This window comes from Pseudoxanthomonas suwonensis J47, from assembly GCF_000513955.1.
Taxonomy (GTDB): Bacteria; Pseudomonadota; Gammaproteobacteria; order Xanthomonadales; family Xanthomonadaceae; genus Pseudoxanthomonas; species Pseudoxanthomonas suwonensis_C.
This window is the reverse complement of record NZ_AZUZ01000001.1, coordinates 113,904-137,593: the sequence shown is the minus strand read 5'-3', so window position 1 is coordinate 137,593 and position 23,690 is coordinate 113,904. Positions and strand designations below refer to the sequence as shown.

19 protein-coding genes are annotated in these 23,690 nt (G+C 71.3%); 9 read left to right on the top strand and 10 right to left on the bottom strand.

All coding sequences use genetic code 11. The features are described from left to right. Positions 1-2: 2 nt before the first annotated feature. On the bottom strand, positions 3-644 hold the full coding sequence (locus M503_RS0100560; protein WP_028918538.1) for a glutathione S-transferase family protein: 642 nt from the start codon (positions 642-644) through the stop codon (positions 3-5). 252 nt (positions 645-896) lie between these two features. Beyond that, a complete protein-coding gene (locus tag M503_RS0100555; protein WP_028918537.1) occupies positions 897-1,598 on the bottom strand; it encodes a helix-turn-helix transcriptional regulator in 702 nt (233 codons plus the stop codon). A 125-nt stretch (positions 1,599-1,723) separates the two neighbouring features. Here M503_RS0100555 and M503_RS0100550 point away from each other — a divergent pair, with 125 nt between their 5' ends. The 3 genes from M503_RS0100550 (at position 1,724) to M503_RS0100540 (ending at position 6,401) form a co-directional block, all read left to right on the top strand. Further along, positions 1,724-2,797 (top strand): cytochrome-c peroxidase, encoded by a 1,074-nt coding sequence (locus M503_RS0100550; protein WP_028918536.1) that lies wholly within the window; start codon positions 1,724-1,726, stop codon positions 2,795-2,797. A gap of 395 nt (positions 2,798-3,192) precedes the next feature. Continuing rightward, complete coding sequence (gene katG, locus M503_RS0100545; protein ID WP_028918535.1) at positions 3,193-5,418, top strand: catalase/peroxidase HPI; 2,226 nt, start codon at positions 3,193-3,195, stop codon at positions 5,416-5,418. A 374-nt stretch (positions 5,419-5,792) separates the two neighbouring features. Further along, positions 5,793-6,401, top strand: a complete 609-nt coding sequence (locus M503_RS0100540) for a DUF937 domain-containing protein (protein ID WP_024868124.1) — start codon at positions 5,793-5,795, stop codon at positions 6,399-6,401. Positions 6,402-6,585: 184 nt separating this feature from the next. Here the strand turns inward: M503_RS0100540 and M503_RS0100535 are convergent, their stop codons facing one another. The 6 genes from M503_RS0100535 to rpsP form a co-directional block, all read right to left on the bottom strand. Next, entirely contained in the window at positions 6,586-6,990 is a 405-nt protein-coding gene (locus M503_RS0100535; RefSeq protein WP_024868123.1) for an RNA-binding S4 domain-containing protein, read from the bottom strand. Further along, a complete protein-coding gene (locus M503_RS0100530; protein ID WP_155951932.1) occupies positions 6,983-7,309 on the bottom strand; it encodes a hypothetical protein in 327 nt (108 codons plus the stop codon). The genes M503_RS0100535 and M503_RS0100530 overlap by 8 nt, the downstream gene beginning before the upstream one ends. A 185-nt stretch (positions 7,310-7,494) precedes the next feature. Further along, positions 7,495-7,890 carry a 50S ribosomal protein L19 gene (gene rplS, locus M503_RS0100525; RefSeq protein WP_024868121.1) on the bottom strand — a complete coding sequence of 132 codons (396 nt, stop codon included), beginning with the start codon at positions 7,888-7,890 and terminating at the stop codon, positions 7,495-7,497. Positions 7,891-8,089: 199 nt separating this feature from the next. Further along, entirely contained in the window at positions 8,090-8,863 is a 774-nt protein-coding gene (gene trmD / locus M503_RS0100520; RefSeq protein WP_028918533.1) for a tRNA (guanosine(37)-N1)-methyltransferase TrmD, read from the bottom strand. A 130-nt stretch (positions 8,864-8,993) separates the two neighbouring features. Beyond that, positions 8,994-9,533 (bottom strand): ribosome maturation factor RimM, encoded by a 540-nt coding sequence (rimM, locus tag M503_RS0100515; RefSeq protein WP_051414050.1) that lies wholly within the window; start codon positions 9,531-9,533, stop codon positions 8,994-8,996. Positions 9,534-9,574: 41 nt separating this feature from the next. After that, a complete protein-coding gene (gene rpsP, locus M503_RS0100510; protein WP_028916204.1) occupies positions 9,575-9,835 on the bottom strand; it encodes a 30S ribosomal protein S16 in 261 nt (86 codons plus the stop codon). A 454-nt stretch (positions 9,836-10,289) separates the two neighbouring features. Here rpsP and M503_RS0100505 point away from each other — a divergent pair, with 454 nt between their 5' ends. From M503_RS0100505 to M503_RS0100495, 3 genes are read left to right on the top strand one after another with little or no spacing between them, the layout of a single operon-like run. Continuing rightward, the gene (locus M503_RS0100505) at positions 10,290-11,498 is read left to right on the top strand and encodes an MdtA/MuxA family multidrug efflux RND transporter periplasmic adaptor subunit (RefSeq protein WP_028918531.1); all 1,209 of its coding nucleotides are present in this window, start codon (positions 10,290-10,292) and stop codon (positions 11,496-11,498) included. Continuing rightward, on the top strand, positions 11,495-14,599 hold the full coding sequence (locus tag M503_RS0100500; RefSeq protein WP_028918530.1) for a multidrug efflux RND transporter permease subunit: 3,105 nt from the start codon (positions 11,495-11,497) through the stop codon (positions 14,597-14,599). The genes M503_RS0100505 and M503_RS0100500 overlap by 4 nt, the downstream gene beginning before the upstream one ends. Continuing rightward, positions 14,583-17,705, top strand: a complete 3,123-nt coding sequence (locus M503_RS0100495) for an efflux RND transporter permease subunit (protein WP_269319380.1) — start codon at positions 14,583-14,585, stop codon at positions 17,703-17,705. The genes M503_RS0100500 and M503_RS0100495 overlap by 17 nt, the downstream gene beginning before the upstream one ends. A gap of 205 nt (positions 17,706-17,910) precedes the next feature. On the opposite strand, the gene M503_RS0100490 is transcribed toward M503_RS0100495, so the two are convergent. Together M503_RS0100490 and ffh are read right to left on the bottom strand one after the other, a co-directional pair. Next, entirely contained in the window at positions 17,911-18,744 is an 834-nt protein-coding gene (locus M503_RS0100490; protein ID WP_028918528.1) for an aminotransferase class IV, read from the bottom strand. Positions 18,745-18,883: 139 nt separating this feature from the next. Then, the gene (gene ffh, locus M503_RS0100485; protein WP_028918527.1) at positions 18,884-20,269 is read right to left on the bottom strand and encodes a signal recognition particle protein; all 1,386 of its coding nucleotides are present in this window, start codon (positions 20,267-20,269) and stop codon (positions 18,884-18,886) included. 258 nt (positions 20,270-20,527) lie between these two features. On the opposite strand from ffh, the gene M503_RS0100480 reads away from it, so the two are divergent. The 3 genes from M503_RS0100480 to M503_RS0100470 are packed head-to-tail and all read left to right on the top strand — an operon-like array spanning position 20,528 to position 23,672. After that, positions 20,528-20,980, top strand: coding sequence for a MarR family winged helix-turn-helix transcriptional regulator (locus tag M503_RS0100480; RefSeq protein ID WP_028916209.1), 453 nt, complete (start codon positions 20,528-20,530; stop codon positions 20,978-20,980). Positions 20,981-20,982: 2 nt separating this feature from the next. Then, the gene (locus tag M503_RS0100475) at positions 20,983-22,464 is read left to right on the top strand and encodes an efflux transporter outer membrane subunit (RefSeq protein ID WP_028918526.1); all 1,482 of its coding nucleotides are present in this window, start codon (positions 20,983-20,985) and stop codon (positions 22,462-22,464) included. 14 nt (positions 22,465-22,478) lie between these two features. Further along, positions 22,479-23,672 carry an efflux RND transporter periplasmic adaptor subunit gene (locus M503_RS0100470; RefSeq protein WP_028918525.1) on the top strand — a complete coding sequence of 398 codons (1,194 nt, stop codon included), beginning with the start codon at positions 22,479-22,481 and terminating at the stop codon, positions 23,670-23,672. Positions 23,673-23,690 lie beyond the last annotated feature (18 nt).

Below are 23,690 nucleotides of genomic sequence, written 5' to 3'. Positions count from 1 at the left end.
GTTCAGGCCTCCTGGGCCTCGAGCGGGAACGGATGGGCGGCGGCCAGCTCGTTGTCGCGCGCCTCGGCGGCCCTCGCCGCCGGGCGCGCCGCATGCAGCTGGGCGAACGCGGTGAACGCCTGCTTCTTCTCCAGCATGCCGACCATCATGTAGTAGCCGAGGAAGGCGGCCATCAGCAGGTCGGCGGTGGTGAAGCGGTCGCCGACCAGATGCTGGCGACCGGACACTGCCTGCTCCAGCACGCGCAGCACGTCGGCTTCGCTGCCGTAGCCGGCGGCCAGCGGGTCGGCCAGCGCGCCGGTCTCCTTCGCGGTGAGCAGCGATTCCACCGGGCCGGCGAGGAAGAACAGCCAGCGGTAGTACGCGCCGCGCTCCGGCGAACCGGCCGGCGGCGCGAGGCCCTTTTCCGGCACCAGGTCGGCCAGGTAGGCGCAGATCGCCGCGTTCTCGGTGACGACGAGGTCGCCGTGGCGGATCGCCGGGACCTTGCCCATCGGGTTGACCGCCAGGTACTCCGGCGACTTCATCGTCGTGCCGAAGTCGAGCACGACCTCCTCGTACGGCAGGCCGGTCTCCTCCAGCATCCAGCGGGTGATGCGCGCCCGCGACTGCGGGTTGGTGTAGAAGGTCAGCGTCTTGCCCATCGGTCGTCTCCGTCACTGGAAGGAACCGGAAGTCTGCGGCGGGGCTGCTGACAGCAAGTGTCAGTAGCGTTGCACGCTCGCCTCACCCATCGGATAGGGGTTGCGGTGAGGGTCGGTGGCCGACGGTATCGGACAAACCGTTTGGCAACCGCGAAAGAAGGTCCAGTGGGCGGACGCCCGTCGATGCTTCAGGGGTGCCGGGCGCCCGGCCCTCTCCCCCTGCCCCTCTTCCGGGGGAGAGGGGTAACCGGATCATTGCTCGCGGCTTGCGCGGCGGCCGAGGCACTGCTGTTCCCAACGGCGCAGCAGCTGGTGGCGCTGTTCGGGATACGGGCGGCCGGTGCTCTCGAGCTCCAGCACGCGGTCGGCGCGGAAGTGGCGGAAATCGGCGCGCGTTTCGCACCAGGCGGCGAGCAGGCGCATGTCGTCGAGGAAGGCCATCGCGAACGGCCACACCACCCGCTCGCTGTCGCGGCCTTCGGCATCGCGGTAACGCATGCGCACCGCGTGGCCGTCGCGGATCGCCTGGCGCAGCGCCGGCAGCCACGGCTCCGGGTCGCGCGGGCGCCAGTGCGGCGCGAACAGGCCGCTGGTTTCCACCTGCAGGCGCAGGCGTTCCGGCAGCACGCCGGTGATCCGGTCCAGCGCGCGGTTGGCGGCGGCGGCCAGTTCCGGATCGGCATGCGAGGCCACCCAGCGCGCGCCCAGCACCAGCGCTTCCAGTTCCTCGTCCGGGAACATCATCGGCGGCATCACGAAGCCCGGGCGCATCCGGTAACCGACGCCGGCATCGCCGTCGATCTCCGCGCCCTGCGCGCGCAGCGCGTCGATGTCGCGGTAGACCGTACGCAGGCTCACGCCCAGGCGCGCGGCCAGCTGGGCACCACGCACCGGACCGCGCCGCTGGCGCAGTTCGTCGAGCATCCGCAGCAGGCGCGTGGCGCGGGTCGTCACCGGTTCGATGGGCCTTGCACGACGGGAGCCCAAGCATAGCGGCGGACGCGGGTTTGATCGCAGTCAATGCCGCTGCGGGCGCCCGGGCGGATAACAACGGTGAAGCCCCACCGGAGACCCCTGCGATGCGCCATCGCGCCACCATCCTCGCCACCGCCCTCGTCCTGGCCTGCGCCAGCCTGCACGCCGCCGCGCCGGCGCCGGCCGCGTCCACCTCGCCCGCGCCCGACGCGGCGGCGCTGCGCGAGACCGCCAACGCGCTGTTCGGCCAGATCCCCCGGAAGATCCACAGCGTGCGCGGCCAGCCGGTCACCGCCGCGCAGGTGGAGCTGGGCAAGTCGCTGTGGTTCGAGCCGCGCCTGTCGCGCAGCCACGTGATCAGCTGCAACACCTGCCACAACGTCGCCACCGGCGGCGCCGACAACGTGCCCACCTCGATCGGCCATGGCTGGCAGAAGGGGCCGCGCAACTCGCCGACCGTGCTCAACGCTGTGCTCAACGTCGCCCAGTTCTGGGACGGCCGCGCCGCCGACCTCAAGGAACAGGCCAAGGGCCCGGTGCAGGCCAGCGTCGAGATGAACAACACGCCCGATCGCGTGGAAGCGACGCTGCTCAGCATTCCCGGCTACGTCGACGCGTTCGCCAGGGCCTTCCCCGGCGAACGCGACCCGGTCAACTTCGAGAACATGGCGCGTGCGCTGGAAGCGTTCGAGACCACCCTGGTCACGCCGGACTCGCGCTTCGACCAGTTCCTCGCCGGCAAGGACAGCCTCGACGCCATCGAGCTGCGCGGCCTGTCGCTGTTCGTCGACAAGGGCTGCAGCGGCTGCCACAACGGGCCGAACATCGGCGGCCAGGCCTACTTCCCGTTCGGAGTGGTCGAGAAACCCGGCGCGCAGGTGCTGCCCTCAGGCGACAAGGGCCGCTTCGCGGTGACCCAGACCGCCAGCGACGAATACGTGTTCCGCGCCGCGCCGCTGCGCAACGTCGCGCTCACCGCGCCGTACTTCCACAGTGGCCAGGTATGGGACCTCGGCCAGGCCGTGGCGATCATGGGCAGCAGCCAGCTGGGCCATGAACTCGACGCCGGCGAGGTCGAAGCCATCACCCGCTTCCTGCACACGCTGACCGGGCGGCAGCCGGTGGTCGGCAATCCGGTGCTGCCGCCAAGCACGGCGACCACGCCGCGCCCGGAGTGATCCGCCGCGCTCCGGCGGGAGTAATCTCGACAGCCCCGGGCCGGTCGGCGGGTGGACCGGGGACAGTTCCAGCCAGGGCGCGGGCCAGCAGACCCGCGCCCCTTCGTCTGGCCCACCCACCTGCACCGGCTGCGGCAGACCCGTTCCCTGCGAGGGGCCACCACTGCCCGGGTCCGATAGCCCACACCTATCGTGAAGTTCGCAACTAACAATTTCTATTGATAGTCAGGCACACATAACCTGTCGCTCGACGATTCACCGCGGCTACGGAAGCGGCACCCGCACCCGCCCTTCAACTGCGCCAGCAGCGGTGAAGCAACGCCGGCGGATCGCGCGATCCGCATCGCTTTCATCCGTCGCCTCGCACCGGCGACACAGAACAGAGGGGCAGTCCCATGTCGACCGAAACGAAGTGTCCTTTCCACGCCGGCGCCGCCGGCACCGGCACCACCAATCGCGACTGGTGGCCGAACCAGTTGCGCCTGGACCTGCTGGGCCAGCACTCGGAAAAAACCAATCCGCTCGGCAAGGCCTTCAACTACCGCGAAGAGTTCAGGAAGCTCGACTACGCCGCGCTGAAGAAGGACCTGCTCGACCTGATGACCGATTCGCAGGACTGGTGGCCGGCCGACTTCGGCAGCTACGTGGGCCTGATGATCCGCATGGCGTGGCACAGCGCCGGCACCTACCGCGTCGGCGACGGCCGCGGCGGCGGCGGCCGTGGCCAGCAGCGCTTCGCCCCGCTCAATTCGTGGCCGGACAACGTCAGCCTCGACAAGGCGCGCCGCCTGCTGTGGCCGATCAAGAAGAAGTACGGCCAGAAGATCTCCTGGGCCGACCTGATGATCCTGGCCGGCAACGTCGCGCTGGAGCACGCCGGTTTCCGTACCTTCGGTTTCGGCGCCGGGCGCGAAGACACCTGGGAACCGGACCAGGACGTGTACTGGGGCCGTGAGCGCACCTGGCTCGGCGGCGACGAACGCTATGCGCGCGGTTCCGAAGGCGTGCCCAAGCCCGAGGGCGAGAGCGTGCTGGTCTCCGAGGACGATGCCGACGGCCAGGTCCACAGCCGCAACCTCGAGAACCCGCTGGCCGCGGTGCAGATGGGCCTGATCTACGTGAACCCGGAAGGCCCGGACGGCAACCCCGATCCGCTGCTGGCCGCGCACGACATCCGCGTGACCTTCGGCCGCATGGGCATGGACGACGAGGAGACCGTGGCGCTGATCGCCGGCGGCCACACTCTCGGCAAGACCCACGGCGCCGGCCCGGCCGACCACGTCGGTCCGGATCCGGAAGCGGCGGACCTGGAGATGCAGGGCCTGGGCTGGGCCAACAGCTTCGGCAGCGGCAAGGGCGCCGACACCATCACCTCCGGCCTGGAAGTGACCTGGACCAGCACCCCGGCGCAGTGGAGCAACGACTTCTTCAAGTTCCTGTTCGACTTCGAGTGGGAACTGACCAGGTCGCCGGCCGGCGCACACCAGTGGGTGGCCAAGGACGTCGAGCCCTTCATCCCGGGCCCGGCGCCGGATTCCCCGAAGCGCAAGCCGACCATGCTCACCACCGACCTGGCGCTGCGCTTCGATCCCATCTACGGACCGATCTCGCGCCGCTTCCGCGACGACCCGCAGGCCTTCGCCAACGCCTTCGCCCGCGCCTGGTTCAAGCTGGTCCATCGCGACATGGGTCCGAAGGCGCGTTACCTCGGCCCGGAAGTGCCGGCCGAAGACCTGGTCTGGCAGGACCCGCTGCCGAAGCCGGTGCACAACCCGGGCGCCGCGGACATCGCCGACGCCAGGGCGAAGATCGAGGCGCTGGGCCTGCCGGCCGGCGACCTGGTCACCCTGGCCTGGGCTTCGGCGTCCACCTTCCGTGGTGGCGACAAGCGTGGCGGCGCCAACGGCGCGCGCATCCGCCTGGAGCCGCAGCGCGGCTGGCAGGTCAACCAGCGCGCGATCAAGGCGCTGGAGAAGCTGGAGGAACTGCAGCCCGATACCCGCCTGTCGCTGGCCGACCTGATCGTGCTGGCCGGCGGCGTGGCGATCGAGCAGGCAGCCAAGGCGGCCGGCGTCTACGTCGAGGTGCCGTTCACCCCCGGCCGCGTCGATGCGGCGCAGGAGCAGACCGACGTCGAGTCCTTCCGCCACATGGAGCCGTTCGCCGATGGCTTCCGCAACTACATCAAGGGACCGTCGGAAGTGCCGGCCGAGCACCTGCTGGTCGACAAGGCGCAGCTGCTGACCCTGACCGCGCCGGAGATGACCGCGCTGGTCGGCGGCCTGCGCGCCCTCGACGCCAGCTGGGACGGCAGTCGCCACGGCGTGTTCACCGATCGCCCGGGCGTGTTGAGCACGGACTTCTTCGTCAACCTGCTCGACATGGCGTACGAGTGGAGGCCGGCTTCGCAGGACCGCACGCTTTACGAGGTGCGGGAGCGCAAGGGCGGCGCGGTGAAGTGGACCGCCACCCGCGTGGACCTGGTGTTCGGCTCCAACTCGGTGCTGCGCGCGTTGTCCGAGGTGTACGCCTCGTCCGACGGCCAGGAGAAGTTCGTGAATGACTTCGTCGCCGCCTGGACCAGGGTGATGAATCTGGACCGCTTCGACCTGCTGGACTGATCGACGCGATACCTGCTGCACCACGACGGCCCGGCGCCCAGCGCCGGGCCGTTTGTTTTTTGCGGTGTTGCTCAGCCGCTCTGGAAGCGTGCATGACCGCACGCGCGGCCGATGCGAACGGCAACTGCGGCAGCCATTGCCTGGTCGCGCGTCCCGAGCGGCGCCGTGTTCGCTGCCGTGCTGCGCGCTTCCATGCGGTGCGCTGCGCCGACGCGCCGCGCACTTCGAGGGGGGCATTTCCCCCAGGGATTGACCTGCGCCCGGCGCCGCTGCGGAGCCGACCCGCTCTTCCCGCCAGCGACAGCCCCCGGTTCCGCCGGTGCCCGCAGACAGGCGTATGGTGGCCTTCCCGTCCGCCGGGAAAGGAGACCGCCATGAACACGCAGCCCCTGCTCACCCAGGAACTGTTCGCGCAGTTGCAGGGCGCGCCCATCCAGCAGATCGCTCGCCAGCTCGGCACCGATCCGGCGCAGGCCAGCAATGCCGTGGCCACCGCGTTGCCGCTGCTGCTCGGCGCGCTGGGCCGCAACAGCGCGCAGCCACAGGGCGCCGAGGCGCTGTTCGGCGCGCTGCAGCGCGACCATGCCGGCGGCCCGGATATCGGCAGCCTGCTGGGCGCGGTGCTCGGTGGCGGCAACAGCCGCCAGACCGACGGCGCGGCGATTCTCGGCCATGTCCTCGGCGGCGCGCAGCCGCGCGCGGCGCAGGGCCTGGGCCAGGCCACCGGCCTGGGCAGCAGCCAGGCGATGAAGCTGCTCGCGGTGCTGGCGCCGATCGTGCTGTCGTTCCTGGCCAACCGCAGCCGCGCGCAGGGGCTGGATGCCGGCGGCCTCGGCCAGCTGCTCGGCCAGGAACGCGCGCAGGTGCGCCAGCAGGCCGGCGGCGGCGCGCTGGAATCGCTGCTGGACCGCGATGGCGACGGCGACGTCGACGCCAGCGACCTGCTCAACATCGGCATGGGCCTGTTCGGCGGCCGGCGCTGAGCGCGGCCAATGCGTGGGGCGGGCGTCTGCCTGCCTCCACGCGGTAGCGAGGGCCCGCCGCGCTGCTCTTCCACGGCGCCGGCACAACAGGCGTGGGAGCCGGCCAGGTCCGGCTCTACAAGGCGACGCTGCTCTTCCTTGTAGAGCGGGGCCCGCCCCCGCCGACCACCGCAATGCCCCAGCGCTACGTCGCGTCGATGTCGCCCAGCGCCTGGATCAGGCGGCGGGCGCGCTTGTCGGGTTTGTGCTCGGGGGGGCGGTAGCCGTCGCGCATGGCGGCGCGCTGCAGGCGCTGCTCCTCGCGACGGGTCTTCGATCCGGCGGTTTCCTCGTACAGCGCCTGCGCCACCGGCGCGGGGCCGCGGGTCTCGCTCAGGCCGCGCACCACGATGTCGAAGCGCTCCTCGCCGCGGGTGACCTGCAGCGATTCGCCCACGCGCAGCGAACGCGAGGGCTTGGCGCGCTGGCCGGCGACGTCCACCTTGCCGGTTTCCACCGCCTGCTTGGCCAGGCTGCGCGTGCGGAAGAAACGCGCGGCCCACAGCCACACGTCCAGCCGCACATGTTCCAGGGTTGCTGCTTCAGTCACTGCGTTTGCCGCTGAAATCCGGCTTCACAGGTTCGGACGGACCGGATGACCAGATCGTGACTTCCGCTTCGGCGGCACGCTGGCAATCGCGGGAGACGTGGTAGTCGCGGCGGCGCTCCTCGTAGCGCGCACGCTCCTCCCGGGACAGGTTCGCGGGCGCCGGCGCGCTGTCGCGGTGGGCGCGGTACTGCGCATCGCAGCGGCCGTAGCCCGAATCCAGCGCGGCGTAGCGGTCGCCGGTCGCGCAACCGCCGAGTAGCGCCATCGCCAGCAGCACCGGCACGGCGTACATGCGACCTGCGTTCTTGGGCATCGACATCATCCACTCCTTCCGTGGGGAACGGTTCCAGTGTGCCGCCGCGTTCAAGGCGACGCCAGCACCCGCGCGACCCGCAGGATGTGTCCGACCGCACTTGCGGAAGCGGCCGCGCGCCGCAGCAGGACCCGGAAATGCAAACGGCCGCCCGAGGGCGGCCGTTGCGGATGCACCAGGGTGCGCGGCGATCAGCCGGCGGCCTTCTCGGCCTTGGCCTTGGCGACGGCGGCCAGGTCTTCCTTGATGCGGGCAGCCTTGCCTTCCAGGCCACGCAGGTAGTACAGCTTGCCGGCGCGGACCTTGCCGCGGCGCTTCACCTGGACCGAATCGATGGTGGCGCTGTGGGTCTGGAACACGCGCTCGACGCCGTAGCCGTGCGAGATCTTGCGCACCGTGAACGAGGAGTTCAGGCCGGCGTTCTTGATCGCGATGACCACGCCTTCGTAGGCCTGCACGCGCTCGCGGTTGCCTTCCTTGACCTTGACGTTCACCACGACGGTGTCGCCCTGGCTGAACTTCGGCAGTTCGCGGGTGATCTGGGCGGACTCGAATTCCGCGACGATGGACTTGTTCAGCTTGCTCATGGTGACCGACTCTTCAGTTCGGGTGGGCGTGTCGTCTTCGACAACTTCGGGCTGACGCAGTCGCCGGATTGCGCTGCGCGATTGTTGTTGTGGATTGCCTGCCTCGGCGCCCGTGATGGGCCTGCCGCCCGCAGGAATCCGGCATTGTAACGGGTATTGGCGGTCCGTGGCTAGTCGCCCGACCGGGCGGGGAGCCGCCTCAGCCGTCCGCCGGCTCCGGGTTGCCGCCCGCCCCCTGTGCCAGCGCGGCCAGGCCTTCTTCCAGCAGCTTGCGGTCGGCCTTCGAGAGCTCCCGGCCCTCCAGCAGGTCCGGGCGCCGCTGCCAGGTGCGGACCAGAGCCTGCTGCCGGCGCCAGCGGGCGATCGCGGCATGGTTGCCCGAACGCAGCACGTCCGGGACGGTGCCGTAGGCGTGCTCGACCGGGTGGCTGTAATGCGGGCAGTCCAGCAGGCCGTCCTCGAAGCTGTCCTGCTCGGCCGAGCCGGCGTCGTTCAGCGCGCCGTCCTGCAGGCGCGCCACCGCGTCGATGACCACCGCCGCGGCGAGTTCGCCGCCGGACAGTACGTAGTCGCCGATCGACAGCTCCTCGTCCACTTCGGCCTGGACCAGGCGCTCGTCCACGCCCTCGTAGCGGCCGCACAGCAGCACCAGGCGCGGCATCGCCGCCAGCTCGCGCACCCGCTTCTGGTCCAGGCGCCGCCCCTGCGGGCTCAGGTAGACCACGTGCACCGGCGCCGGATCGGCCTCGCGCACCGCGGCCAGGCAGCGCCGCAGCGGCTCGACCAGCATCACCATGCCTGGGCCGCCGCCGAAGGTGCGGTCGTCGGTCTTGCGGTAGTTGCCGTCGGCGTAGTCGCGCGGATTCCAGCCGTGCAGCCCCAGCAGCCCGCGCTCGCGCGCACGCCCGGTCACGCCGAACGCCGTGCAGCGGTCGACCTCTTCGGGGAACAGGCTGACGACGTCGATGCGCATTGGAAGCCGTGATTGGGGATTCGTGATTCGTGATTAGTAAAAAGCCGGTGGCGCTGACGGGCCGACGTGGCTGGCAAGGCGAGCGTATCGCTCTTTCGAATCACCAATCACGAATCACCAATAACGGCCCCTAGAACTCCGGATCCCAGTCGACCGTGATCGTGCCGGACTCGAAATCCACCGACTTCACGTAGTCCGGCTGCACGAACGGGAGCATGCGCTCGCGGTCGCCGCGGACCACCATCACGTCGTTGGCGCCGGTGGACAGCAGGTGCGAGACCTCGCCCAGGTCCACGCCCTCGAGGGTGACCACGCGCAGGCCTTCCAGGTCGACCCAGTAGTACTCGCCCGGCGCCGGCGGCGGCAGGACCTCGCGCGGGACCAGGATCTCGGTGCCGCGCAAGGCCTCGGCGGCGTCGCGGTCGTCGCAGCCCGGCAGGGTCGCGACCACGTGCTTGCCGGTGTCGCGGCCGCGGGCGCCGCGCAGTTCGCGCTCGGCGCCGTTGGCCGACCGCAGGATCCACGGCTGGTAGCGGAAGATCTGCGCGCGCGGCTCGGTCCAGGACTCGAGCCTGACGTCGCCGCGCACGCCGAAGGCGCCCGTCACCCGGCCCAGCAGGATCAGCCGTTGCGGCTTCTGCGGGTGGGTGGGACGCCCTTCGTCGTTCATGCGTGCGGTGAGGCCGCCGGGGCTGCCGGCGGCCTGCCGGCTCAGGCGGCGGCCGCCTGGGCCTTGGTCGCTTCCTTGTACAGGCTGCGGACCTTCTCGGTCAGCTGGGCGCCGTGGCCGACCCAGTGGTCGACGCGGGCGATGTCCAGCACGATGCGCTGCTCGTTGCCGGCGGCAACCGGGTTGTAGTAACCGACGCGCTCGATGTTGCGGCCGTCGCGGGCGCTGCGCGAGTCGGTGACGACGATGTGGTAGAACGGACGCTTCTTCGCGCCGCCGCGGGTGAGACGGATCTTGACCATGGTGTTTTCGTGTAGCCCAGTCGCCAGGATGGCGAGGTAAGCCGGCAATTCTAGCGGATCAGGTCGGCCAGGAAAACCACCCGCCCTCTCCCTCCCGGCGGGGCTGTCCCCGGCGGCGTCCCCGTGGAGCCCTGTACCGATCGCGGGCAGCTGCGCCCGCCTCATGACCGGGCACCCGTTCCGCGGGGCCCGGCTGTTGCGGAATACGCGCCATTCCAACCCGGCATGCCGGATTAGGCGCATTTCCGGCATGACCCATGACCATAGTCACGCCCTGCGGCGGGACGGGTTCCGTAACATCGACCAGGCATCGTGGCACGCGCCGTGCCGGTCGCCCGCATCGCCGGGCGCGCCGTCCGGCCGGGGAAGCGGCGCCTCCTGCCGGACCACCCGGCAACCACTCCGAACCACTCGCTCCGGTGGGGCCCCTGGCCCGCCGCCCTACGGACACATGATGAAAAAGCTGCCCCGCCTGTTCAAAGCGCTCCTGGTCCTCGGCCTGGTGCTGGCCCTGGTGCTGCTGTGGCGCAGCTGCAGCGGCGGGGACGAGGCGGCGCCGCAGGCCGGCCGCGGCGGCTGGGGCGAGCGCCCGCCGACGCCGGTGCGCGTGGCCACCGCCAGCCGCGGGCCGCTGGACCTGGAGATCAAGGCGCTGGGCACGGTCAGCCCGCTGCGCACGGTGACCGTGCGCCCGCGCGTCGAGGGCGAGCTGGTGCGCATCGCCTTCAACGAGGGCCAGCAGGTCCGCGCCGGCCAGCTCCTGGCGGAGATCGACCCGGCCCCGTTCAAGGTGCGCCTGGCCCAGGTCCAGGGCGAGCAGAAGCAGAACCTGGCCGAGCTGGAGAACACCCGCATCCAGCTGAAGCGCTTCCGCGACCTGGCCGGCGCCAACTTCGTCTCGGCCCAGGAAGTGGCCGACCTGCAGGCGCGCGTGCGCCAGTTCGAGGGCCGCCGCGAGAGCGACCAGGCCGCGGTCGACGAAGCGAAGCTGCAGCTGGACTACACCCGCATCGTCGCGCCGATCGACGGCCGCATCGGCCTGCGCACGGTGGACGTGGGCAACCTGGTGCGCGCCGGCGACCAGGACGGCATCGCCACGCTCACCCAGACCCGCCCGATCAGCGTGGTGTTCGCGCTGCCGGAAAGCGTGCTGCCGACGGTGCAGGCCGCGGTGCGCGGCGGCAAGGCGCTGGCGGTGCAGGCCTGGGACCGCGACGAACGCCAGCCGCTGGCGACCGGCAGGCTCTCCAGCCTGGACAACCGCATCGACGTGCAGACCGGCACGCTGCGCCTGCGCGCGCTGTTCGACAACGACGACGAATCACTGTTCCCCAACCAGTCGGTCAACGTGCGCCTGCGCCTGGGCAGCACCGACGTGGTCTCGATCCCCGACGCGGCAGTGCAGTTCGGCAACCGCGGCACCTACGTGTACGTGGTCGGCGACGACGACACCGCCAGCGTGCGCGAAGTGAAGCTCGGCGCCAGCCACGAGGGCCGCGTCGCGGTGCTCGAGGGCCTGCAGGACGGCGAGCGCGTGGTGCTCGAGGGCCTGGACCGCCTGCGCGAAGGCGGCAAGGTGCAGGTGGTCGACGCCGATGGCGTGCCCACCGACGTGCCTGGAGCCGGCGACGGCGCTGCTGCCAGGGCGGCCGCCGCGCAATGAACCTCTCCCGCCCGTTCATCCTGCGCCCGGTGGCGACCTCGCTGCTGATGCTGGCGCTGCTGCTTTCGGGCCTGTTCGCCTACCGCCTGCTGCCGGTCTCGGCGCTGCCCCAGGTCGACTACCCGATCATCCAGGTGCTCACCCTGTATCCGGGCGCCAGCCCGGCGGTGACCACCAGCGCGGTGACCGCGCCGCTGGAACGGCGCCTGGGCCAGATCCCGGGCCTGAACCAGATGACTTCGACCAGCTCCGGCGGGGCCTCGGTCATCACCCTGCAGTTCTCGCTGGAAGTGGACCTGGGCGTGGCCGAGCAGGAAGTGCAGGCGGCGATCAACGGCGCCTCCAATTTCCTCCCCGGCGACCTGCCGATGCCGCCGGTGTACCGCAAGGTGAACCCGGCCGACACGCCGATCCTCACCCTCGCGGTCACCTCGAGCTCGATGGCGCTGCCAGAGGTCTACGACCTGGTCGACACGCGCATGGCCCAGCGCCTGTCGCAGCTGCCGGGCGTGGGCCTGGTCAGCCTCGCCGGCGGCCAGCGCCCCGCCGTGCGCATCCAGGTCAACCCGCACGCGCTGGCCTCGGCCGGGCTGGGCATGGGCGACATCCGCCGCGCGATCAACGCGGCCAACGTCAACATGCCCAAGGGCAGCTTCGACGGCCCGACCCGCGCGACCATGCTCGACGCCAACGACCAGATGCGTTCGGCGGAGGAATACCGGAACCTGGTGCTGGCCTGGAACAACGGCGCGCCGCTGCGCCTGGGCGACGTGGCCACGGTCGAACAGGGCGCGGAGAACAGCCAGCTGGCGGCCTGGTCCGGCGAGGTGCCGGCGATCCTGGTCAACATCCAGCGCCAGCCCGGCGCCAACGTGATCGAGGTGGTCGACCGCATCCACGCCCTGCTGCCGCAGCTGCGCGCGTCGATGCCGGCGGCGGTGGACGTGAGCGTGCTCAGCGATCGCACCGAGTCGATCCGCGCCTCGATCAAGGGCGTGCAGCATGAGCTGCTGCTGGCGATCGGCCTGGTGGTGCTGGTGACCTTCGTGTTCCTGCGCACCATCCCGGCCACGATCATCCCCTCGATCGCGGTGCCGCTGTCGCTGGTGGCCACCTTCGGGGTGATGCTGCTGGCCGGCTTCTCGCTCAACAACCTGACCCTGATGGCGCTGACCATCGCCACCGGCTTCGTGGTCGACGACGCCATCGTGATGCTGGAGAACATCGCCCGGCACATGGAGGACGGCGAAGGCCCGCTGGAAGCCGCACTCAAGGGCGCGCGCCAGATCGGCTTCACCCTGGTCTCGCTGACCGTGTCGCTGGTGGCGGTGCTGATCCCGCTGCTGTTCATGGGCGACGTGGTCGGCAAGCTGTTCCACGAGTTCGCCATCACCCTGGCGGTGGCGATCGGCATCTCGCTGGTGGTCTCGCTGACCCTGACCCCGATGCTGTGCGCGCGCTTCCTCAAGGGCGGCCACGGCCATGGCGAAGGCGACGGGGCCGGCGCGCAGGGCGACGTCTTCGACCGCGTGGTCGCACTGTACGACCGCGGCCTGCACTGGGTGCTGGCGCGGCAGCCGCTGGTCCTGGGCGCCACCGCCGCCACCCTGGCGCTGACCGTGGCGCTGTACCTCGCCGTGCCCAAGGGTTTCTTCCCGGTGCAGGACGCCGGCCTCATCCAGGGCATCAGCGAGGCGCCGCAGTCGGTCTCGTTCGAAGCCATGGCCAAGCGCCAGCAGGCGCTGGCCGAAGTCATCCTCGCCGACCCGGACGTGGCCACGCTGTCCTCGTTCATCGGCGTGGACGGCAGCAACGCCACGCTCAACAGCGGCCGCTTCCTGATCGAGCTCAAGCCGCACGCCGGGCGCAGCGCCGGCGCGCTGGAGATCATCGCGCGGCTCAAGCAGCGCGCCGCGACCGTGCCCGGCATCGACCTGTACCTGCAGCCGGTGCAGGAGCTGAGCATCGAGGACCGGGTCAGCCGCACCCAGTACCAGTTCGCCCTGACCACGCCGGACCTGGCCGAGCTGTCGCGCTGGACCCAGGCCATGCTCGAGGAACTGCGCCGGCAACCGGCGCTGGCCGACGTGGCCAGCGACCTGCAGGACCAGGGCCTGCAGGCGTGGCTGGACATCGACCGCGACGCCGCCGCGCGCCTGGGCATCCCGGTGTCTTCGATCGCCGACGCGCTCTACGACGCCTTCGGCCAGCGCCAGGTCTCGACCATCTTCACCCACGCCAACCAGTACCGCGTGGTGCTGGAGGCCGACCCACGCTTCCAGCTCGGACCGGAAGCGATCGGCCGCATCCACGTGGCCACCGCCGACGGCCGGCAGACGCCGCTGTCGGGCCTGGCCCGCGTGGAAACCCGGCCGACTGCGCTGCAGGTCAGCCACCTCGGCCAGTTCCCGGCGGTGACCGTGTCGTTCAACCTGGCGCCCGGTGCGTCGCTGGGCGAAGCGGTGGCGGCGATCGAGAAGGCGCGCGAAACCATCGGCATGCCCGCCAGCGTCGAGCTGCGCCTGCAGGGCGCGGCGCAGGCCTTCCGCAACTCGCTGTCCAGCACGCTGTGGCTGATCCTGGCCGCGGTGCTGGTCATGTACATCGTGCTGGGCGTGCTCTACGAGAGCTTCATCCACCCGGTCACGATCCTCTCCACCCTGCCCTCGGCCACGGTCGGCGCGCTGGCCGCGCTGCTGCTGTCCGGGCGCAGCCTCGACCTGATCGCGGTGATTGGCATCATCCTGCTGATCGGTCTGGTGAAGAAGAACGCGATCATGATGATCGACTTCGCCCTGGAGGCCGAGCGCGAGCAGGGCCTGTCGCCGCGCGAGGCGATCCACCGCGCAGCTCTCTTGCGCTTCCGCCCGATCCTGATGACCACGCTGGCGGCGCTGTTCGCGGCGATCCCGATGATGTTCGCCTCCGGCTCCGGCGCCGAGCTGCGCCAGCCGCTGGGCCTGGTGATGGTCGGCGGGCTGGTGGTGAGCCAGGTGCTGACCCTGTTCACCACGCCGGTGGTCTACCTGTTCTTCGACCGCCTCGCCCGCCGCGGCGAGGATCCGGCAGCCGAAGCCGGCACCGATGCCGCGGCCGCCTGAGATGGAACCGGCGTCCTCGCCCAACCTGTCGAAGGTCTTCATCCAGCGGCCGGTGGCGACCGTGCTGCTGGCGGTGGCGGTGGTCCTGTGCGGCCTGCTGGCCCTGCGCCAGCTGCCAGTGGCGCCGCTGCCGCAGGTCGACTACCCGGCCATCCAGGTCAGCGCCAGCCTGCCCGGCGCCAGCCCCGAATCGATGGCCGCCACCGTGGCCACGCCGCTGGAGCGCGCGCTCGGCACCATCCCCGGGATCACCCGGATCACCTCGGGCAGCAACCAGGGCAACACCCGCATCGACCTGCAGTTCTCGCTCGACCGCAACATCGACGAGGCCGCGCGCGAGGTCCAGGCCGCGCTGAACGCGGCGCGTGCGCAGCTGCCTTCGGGCATGCCCGGCATGCCGCAGTACCGCAAGATCAATCCGTCGCAGGCGCCGATCATGACCATTGCGCTGAGCTCGGACACGCTCACCCCGGCGCAGGTCTTCGACGTGGCCTCGACCGTGCTGGCGCAGAAGATCGCGCAGGTGCCGGGCGTGGGCGAGGTCAGCGTCGGCGGCGGCTCGCTGCCGGCGGTGCGCGTCTCGCTCAACCCGGCAGCACTGAACCAGTACGGCATCGCCCTGGAGGAAGTGGCCGGCGCGATCCGCAACGCCAACGCGCTGCGGCCGCTGGGCACGGTGGCCCGGGATGACCGCCAGTGGCAGGTCGAGGCGGCGCTGCAGCTGCGTACCGCCGAGGAATACCGCGACCTGGTCGTGGCCTGGCGCGACGGCCGCGCCGTGCACCTGCGCGACGTGGCCCAGGTCGGCGAAGGCACCGAGAACCGCTACGCCTCCGGCTTCCACAACAGCCGCGCCGCGGTGCTGATGATGGTCAACCGCCAGCCCAGCGCCAACATCATCCGCACGGTCGACGCGATCCACGCGCAGATGGACACGCTGCGGGCGCTGCTGCCGGCCGGCGTGGACATGAAGGTGGTGATGGACCGCTCGCCGGTGATCCGCGCCACCCTGCGCGAGGCCGAGGCCACCCTGGTCCTGGCGGTGGGCCTGGTGGTACTGGTGGTCCTGGCCTTCCTCGGCAGCTGGCGCGCGGCGCTGGTGCCGTCGCTGGCGATCCCGGTGTCGCTGTTCGGCGCGCTGGCGATCATCTGGCTGGCCGGGTTCTCGCTCAACACCCTGTCGCTGATGGCGCTGATCGTGGCCGCGGTGCTGGTGGTGGACGACGCCATCGTGGTGCTGGAGAACATCTCCCGGCACCTGGCCGCCGGCCTGTCGCCGGTGGCGGCGGCGATGCGCGGCGCCGGCGAGGTCGGCGCCACCTTGCTGTCGATGAACATCGCCCTGGCGGTGGTGTTCGTCTCGATCCTGTTCCTGGACGACTTCGTCGAGAAACTCTTCCGCGAGTTCTCGCTGACCCTGGTGGCGGCGATGACGGTGTCGGTGGTGGTCTCGCTGAGCTTCACCCCCGCGCTGTGCTCGCGGATGCTGCGCAGCGCCGGCCCGGACCGCGTGATCCCGCCATGGGAGCGGCTGGGCGAACTGCTGTTCGGCGGACTGCGGCGGCTGTACCTGCGTTCGCTGGACCGCCTGCTCGCCCGCCTGCCGCTGGCCCTGTGCGTGCTCGCGGCGACAGTGGCGCTGAACGCCTTCCTGTTCGCCAAGGTGCCCAAGGGCACGGTGCCGCAGCAGGACACCGGCCAGCTGCGCGGCTTCATCCGCGGCGACGACGGCCTGTCCTTCCAGGTGATGCAGCCGAAGATCCAGGCCTACCGGGAGTTCCTGCTGCAGGACCCGGCGATCGCCGACATCGCCGGCTACATCGGCGGCGGCACTGGCGTGAACAACGGCTTCGTGATGATGCAGATGAAGCCGCTGGCCGAGCGCGGCATCTCCAGCCGCGAGGTCATCGACCGGCTGCGCGAGGGCCTGCCGAAGGTGCCCGGCGGCAACCTGTGGTTCTGGGTCGACCAGGACATCCGCATCGGTGGCGGCAACGACGACGGCAACCTCGACCTGCGGCTGATGGCCGGCGACATCGGGCCGCTGCGCGAGTGGACGCCGAAGGTGCGCGACGCGCTGGCGGCGCTGCCGCAGCTGGTCGACGTGGACTCCAGCGGCGACGAGGGCATGCGCCAGGTGCAGCTGGAAATCGACCGCGAAGCCGCCGCGCGGCTGGGCGTGGACATGCGCATGGTCGGCACCGTGCTCAACAACTCCTTCAGCCAGCGCCAGGTGGCGACGCTGTACGACAGCCTCAACCAGTACCGCGTGGTGATGGAGCTCGACCAGCGCTACACCAGATCGCCGGAGACGCTGGACCAGGTCTACGTGATCGGCGGCAACGGCCAGCGCGTGCCGCTGTCGGCGTTCGCCCGCTGGGACTACGGCATGGCGCCGGACCGCATCCAGCACCGCTCGCAGTTCGTGGCCACGCGGGTCAGCTTCGCCCTTGCGCCCGGGGTCAAGCTCGAGGAAGCCACCGCGGCGATCGACGACGCGATGGCGCGGATCATGCTGCCGACCGGGGTGCAGGCGAAGCTGGGCGACGAGGCCGGCGCCGTGCAGGAGCTGCGCAACCGCCAGCTGTGGCTGATCCTCGGCGCGGTACTGGCGGTGTACCTGGTGCTGGGCGTGCTGTACGAGAGCCTGGTGCAGCCGCTGGCGATCCTCTCGATCCTGCCCTCGGCCGGCATCGGCGCGCTGCTGGCGCTGCTGGTGTTCGACGGCGAGCTCAACCTGATCTCGCTGCTGGGCCTGTTCCTGCTGGTCGGCGTGGTGATGAAGAACACCATCCTGATGGTGGACTTCGCCCTGGCCGCGCAGCGCGAAGGCCAGGCGGCGCGCGAGGCCATCCTGGAGGCGGCGCGGCTGCGCTTCCGCCCGATCCTGATGACCAGCGTGGCGGCGCTGCTGGGCACGCTGCCGCTGATGCTCGGCGCCGGCGAAGGTTGGGAAATGCGGCGTCCGCTGGGCATCGCCATCGTCGGCGGCCTGCTGGTCAGCCAGGTGCTGACGCTCTACACGACGCCGGCGGTGTTCCTCGCCCTGGACCGACTGCGCGCGCGGCTGGCGCGGCGGCTGCGGCCGGCTTCGTCGGTGGCGTGATCCCTCCCTCCCCTCTCCCCCCGGGACCGAGGGGAGCGTTTGCGAACCAGTGGTCCGCGCTCGCCGGAGCGCCCTCGCGCAGGCGCGAGTGCCGGGGCGCGAGCCGGGGGATGAGGGTCGGATGCCGACCGCGCGCAGGGATTTCCACCCTCTCCCCAACCCCTCTCCCGGTGGGAGAGGGGCTTACAGGCTCCGCGCCGCTGCCCTATCCAGGCGACAGGGATTCCCAGGGCGCACATGCCCTGGCAGCGTCGAGCAGCGCATCCAGCCCGGGCGTCTCGCGGTAATCCACCGCATCGATCGCCGCGATGCGCTGCAGCCCGGTGGCATTGACCGCGAAGGCGGCGACGAAGCTGCCAGCTTCCGCCAGCCTCACCGCCCGCACTTCCTGCGGGCAGCCCTGCGCTTGCAGGCCCGCCTGCAGGAGGCGCTCGGAAGTGCCGCGCAACGCGGGTCCCTCCGGCCACACCACGCGCTCGCCATCCCAGAAACCGATGTTCCAGACCGTGCCTTCCACGACGCGGGCGTCGCCGCCTTCGCCGTCCACGAACAGCGCGTCGTCGAAGCCGGCGCGCAGCGCCAGGCGGCGATGCTGGAACAGCGGGAACGTGCCGACATGCTTGAGGTGCGGGAACGGGCGCAAGAAGGCGGTACTGCGCACCCGGATCGCCTTGCCCGTCGGCATCGCCGGTGCGCTGGCAGCCACCAGTACGTCCGGTCGCAAAGAGCGCAGCGGCTGGCGGTGGTCGAACCCGCGCGAGAACACGGTGACGCGCATCGAGCAGTCGCCGCCGGAGGCCGCAGCCGCCTGGGCCATCCAGGCGCGGAGCTGCGCCTCGTCCAGCGGTGCGTCGAACAGTTCGGCGTTGCCCTGGCGCAGGCGCTGCAGGTGCAGGTCCAGGCCCTGCACGCGGCCGCCGCGCACCTGCAGCGAGGTGAAGTGCCCGTAGTTGACCTGCGCCGCAACGCGCAGCGCCGCCGGCTCGGCATCGGCCGGCTGGCCGTTGAGCAGCGCGATGGATGGCGCGGCAGCACTCATGGGGCGAACCGGGCGGCCGCACGGCACCGCGGCAGCGGGATCGACGGCGGGACCGGTACCGGCCGCGGCCGGTGCCATGCGACAACGTCGCGGGCGGAGACCAAGGCGTGCAACCGCGAGGTCATCCGCCGCTCCCGGATCAGCGGAACGGCAGGCCGCCGCGGCCCGCGCCGCCCATCATGCCCTGCAGGCCGCGCATCATGCCCTTCATTCCCTTCATGCCGCCGCGGCCCAGCTTGCCCATCACCTTTTCCATCTGCTGGTACTGCTTGAGCAGCTTGTTGACGTCGGCCGGGGTGGTGCCGGAACCGCGGGCGATGCGGGCGCGGCGCGAGCCGTTGAGCAGGTCGGGGTTGCGGCGCTCCTTCGGCGTCATCGAGCCGATGATCGCCATCATCCGCGGCACCTCGCGGCTCTGCGCGACCTGCTGCTTGAGGTGCTCGGGCACCTGGCCCAGGCCCGGCAGCTTGTCGATCAGGCCGGCGATGCCGCCCATGTTCTGCATCTGCTCGAGCTGGTCGCGCATGTCGTTGAGGTCGAACTTCTTGCCCTTGGCGACCTTGGCGGCCAGCTTCGCCGCCTTCTCCTGGTCGACGTTCTGCTCGACCTGCTCGACCAGCGACAGCACGTCGCCCATGTCGAGGATGCGCGCGGCGACGCGGTCCGGGTGGAACACGTCCAGGCCGTCGAGCTTCTCGCCGGTACCGACGAACTTCACCGGCTTGCCGGTGATGTAGCGCACGCTCAGCGCGGCGCCGCCGCGGGCATCGCCGTCGGTCTTGGTCAGGACCACGCCGGTCAGCGGCAGCGCCTCGGAGAAGGCCTTGGCGGTGTTGGCCGCGTCCTGGCCGGTCATCGAGTCGACCACGAACAGGGTCTCGGCCGGGTTGACCGCGGCGTGCAGCGCCTTGATCTCGGCCATCATCGCCTCGTCGATGGCGAGGCGGCCGGCGGTGTCGACGATCAGCACGTCGGCGAAGGACTTCTTCGCATCGGCAATGGCGGCGCGGACGATGTCCTCCGGCTTCTGCCCGGCGTCGGACGGGAAGAACAGCACGCCGGTCTGCTCGGCCAGGGTCTTCAGCTGCTCGATCGCGGCCGGACGGTAGACGTCGGCGCTGACCACCATCACCTTCTTCTTGCGCTTGTCCTTGAGGTGCTTCGCGAGCTTGCCGACGGTGGTGGTCTTGCCGGCGCCCTGCAGGCCGGCCATCAGGATCACCGCCGGGGCCGGGACGTTCAGGTTCAGGTCGGTGGCCTGCGAGCCCATGACCGCGGTCAGCTCGTCGCGCACGACCTTGATCAGGGCCTGGCCCGGGGTCAGCGACTTCAGCACCTCCTGGCCGACCGCGCGCACCTTGATCCGCTGGATCAGGGCCTGGACCACCGGCAGGGCGACGTCGGCCTCCAGCAGCGCGATGCGCACCTCGCGCACCGCCTCGCTGATGTTGGATTCGGTCAGCCGGCCACGGCCGCGCAGGCGGTCGATGGTGCCGGAGAGGCGCTGGGTCAGGGATTCGAACATGCAGGCGGGCCCGGAGGCGGAAAACGGCTGGCGATTATAGCCCGCGCGCCCTGCTGCCCCCGCCGCCGCCAGCGCCGGCCTGTTCCCCGTCCCGCTGCGCTGCGGCGCCACGCGCTTGCCGGACGCCGGACGCCGGACGCGGGGGGCCGGGGGCCGGGGGCCGGGGGCCGGGGCCAGTTGAACGCCTGCTGAGCCAACCCATTGATGGAGCAATATTTGACATTGCAAATATTGAGCAGGCGAGTATCATCCCCGCGCATGTCCACGCCCTCCCCCATCTGCAGCGGCTCCGCCCTGGGCCTGCTCGTGCGGCAGGTCCGCGATGCCATGCGCACCCGCTGGGAGCGGGAACTGCGCCAGGCCGGCCACGACCTCAACTTCAGCCAGTTCCTTGCCATCAAGAAGCTGGCCGACGGAGTGGCCAACGTCACCGAGCTGGCCCGCATGGCCGAGCTCAGCCCGGGCGCCATGACCCGCCTGCTCGACCGGCTGGAGGAGCGCGGCCTGGTCATGCGTGTCGCCGATCCGGACGACCGCCGCGCCCTGCACATCCGCCTGACCGAGGCCGGGCAGCGCATCGCCCGGGACATCGCCCAGTGCGGCGAGCGGGTCCGCGACATCGCCCTGGAAGGGCTCGACGACGCCCAGCGCGCGCAGTTCATCGGCCTGCTCGAACAGGTCCGCGACAACCTTTCCACCCCGGAAAACTGACGATGTTTCCCTCCCCCCACTCCGGCCGCGTCCGCGCGGCCATCGCGCCCCTGTTCCTCGCGATCGCGCTGGCAGGGTGCGCCAGCACCGGCGGCCTCGAGCCGGTCGCCCAGCCCCGCGACCTGGACAGCCACGCCACCTCGCGCAGCCTGGCCGGCACGCCGCTCAGCGACGCCGCCTTCCCGGCCCTGGACTGGTGGCGCGCCTTCGGCGACCCGCAGCTGGACGCGCTAGTATCCGAAGCCCTCGCCGGCAGCCCCTCGCTGGCCGCGGCCGATGCGCGCCTGCGCAAGGCGCGCGCGCAGGCCAGCCTTGCCGACGCCACGCGCAAGCCCAGCGTCGGCGGCAGCGCGCAGTACGCGGTGGCCCAGCTGCCGGAAAGCCTGGCCGGCGACGAACTGGGCGGCAAGCTGCTGCACAACGCGCTGCTGACCCTCAACTTCGACTGGCCGCTGGACGTGTGGGGCGGCAAGCGCGCCGAGTACGAGGCCGCGCTGGGCCAGGCCCGCGCCAGCCAGGTCGAGGCGCAGGCCGCACGGCTGGGCCTGGCCGCGAACGTCGCGCGCAGCTACATCGCCCTGGCCCAGGCCTTCGAGGCGAAGGACGTGGCGCTGCGCGAACAGGAGCGCAGCGAGCGCCTGCTGCAGCTGGGCCGGCAGCGCGTCGAGGCCGGCATCGACGGCACGCTTGCGCTGCGCAACGCCGAAACCGCGATCGCCACCGCAAAGGCCCAGGCCGAAGCGGCGCAGCAGCAGATCGACGCGCTGCGCAATGCGATCGCCGCCCTGCTCGGGCAGGGTCCCGACCGCGGCCTGGACATCGCCCGCCCGCAGCTGCTGCAGGCACCGGCGCCGGCGCTGCCGGGCGTGCTGCCGAGCGAGCTCCTGGGCCACCGCCCGGACGTGGTCGCCGCGCGCTGGCGCGTGGAAGCGGCCGCGCAGGGCATCAGGTCGGCGAAGGCGCAGTTCCGGCCGAGCGTGGACCTCAGCGGCCTGGTCGGTCTGGCCGCGACCGGCTTCTCCGACCTGTTCGCCAGCGACGCCGCGCTGGGCTTCGGCGGCCCGGCGATCAGCCTGCCGATCTTCGACGGCGGCCGCCTGCGCAGCAACCTCGACGCGCGCGACGCCGACTACGACCTGGCCGTGGCCACCTACAACCAGGGCGTGGTCGACGCCCTGCACGAGGTGACCGACGCGGTGCAGGCGATCCGCTCGCTCGACGCGCAGGAGCGCTCGCTGGCCGAAGCGCACGACGCGGCCAATGCCGCCCTGCAGCTGGCGCAGTCCCGCTACGAAGCCGGCGTCGGCACCCAGCTCGAGGTGCTTTCGGCGCAGCGCCCGCTGCTGCAGATCGAACAGCAGCAGGCCGCGCTGCGCGCGCAGCGCTACCAGGCCACGGTCCAGCTCGACCGCGCCCTCGGCGGCGGCCTCGACCTCGACGCACCCGCGTCCGCGTCGGCCGCCGCCTCCGAATCGCACTCCTGACCTCCCCCACGCCCATGACCACCGAAATCAATCCCCAGGCTTCCGCCCAGCCCGCCGCCGCGGCCCCCAACGGCAAGCGCAAGCGCGCCCTGCAGGTCGTGCTGCTGGTCGTGGTCGCCGCGCTCCTCGCGTGGCTGGCCTACTACTTCCTGCACCTGCGCTGGCACGAGGACACCGACGACGCCTACGTGCAGGGCAACGTCGTCAGCGTGGTGCCGCAGACCACCGGCACCGTGGTCGGCATCGACGCCGACGACGGCGACAAGGTCGAGGCCGGCGACGTGCTGGTGCGGCTGGATCCGAACGACGCCCAGGTCGCCTACGACCAGGCCGTGTCCAACCTCGCCGCCACCGTGCGCCAGGTGCGCGGATTCTTCAGCAGCGCCGATGCCGCGCAGGCCGAACTGCGCGCGCGCCAGGTCGCGGTGGAGCAGGCCCGCGCCGACGTGAAGCGCCGCGAAGGGCTGGTCGCCAGCGGCGCGATCTCGCGCGAGGAACTGGCCCACGCCCGCGACGTGCTCGCCGCCGCCGAGGCCGCGCTGGGCACCGCGCAGGGCAACCTGCAGCGCAGCCGCGCCCTGGTCGACGCCACCACCGTGCAGGAACAGCCGCAGGTGCAGGCCGCCGCCGCGCAGCTGCGCCAGGCCTACCTGGCCCTGCAGCGCACCGCCATCGTCGCCCCGGTCTCCGGCTACGTCGCCAAGCGCCAGGTGCAGCTGGGCCAGCGCGTGCAGCCCGGCGCCACCCTGATGACGGTGGTGCCGCTGGAGCAGATGTGGGTCGAGGCCAACTTCAAGGAAACCCAGTTGCACCACATGCGCATCGGCCAGCCGGTGGAAGTGCGCGCCGACCTGTACGGCGGCAGCGTGCGCTACCAGGGCAAGGTCGCCAGCCTCGGCCTGGGCACCGGCAGCGCCTTCTCGCTGCTGCCGGCGCAGAACGCCTCCGGCAACTGGATCAAGATCGTGCAGCGCGTGCCGGTGCGGATCGAGCTGGATCCGGCGCAGCTGACGGAACATCCGCTGCGCCTGGGCCTGAGCATGCACGTCGACGTGGCCATGCGCGACCAGAGCGGCCCGGTGCTGGCGCAGCCGCGCCAGGCCGACGAGCCGCGCTTCGCCACCGACGTCTACGGCAGCCAGTTGGCCGACGCCAACGCGCTGATCGGGAAGATCATCGAGCAGAACCTGCCGCGCGCGCGCGGCTGACGCGGACGGCGCCTCCCC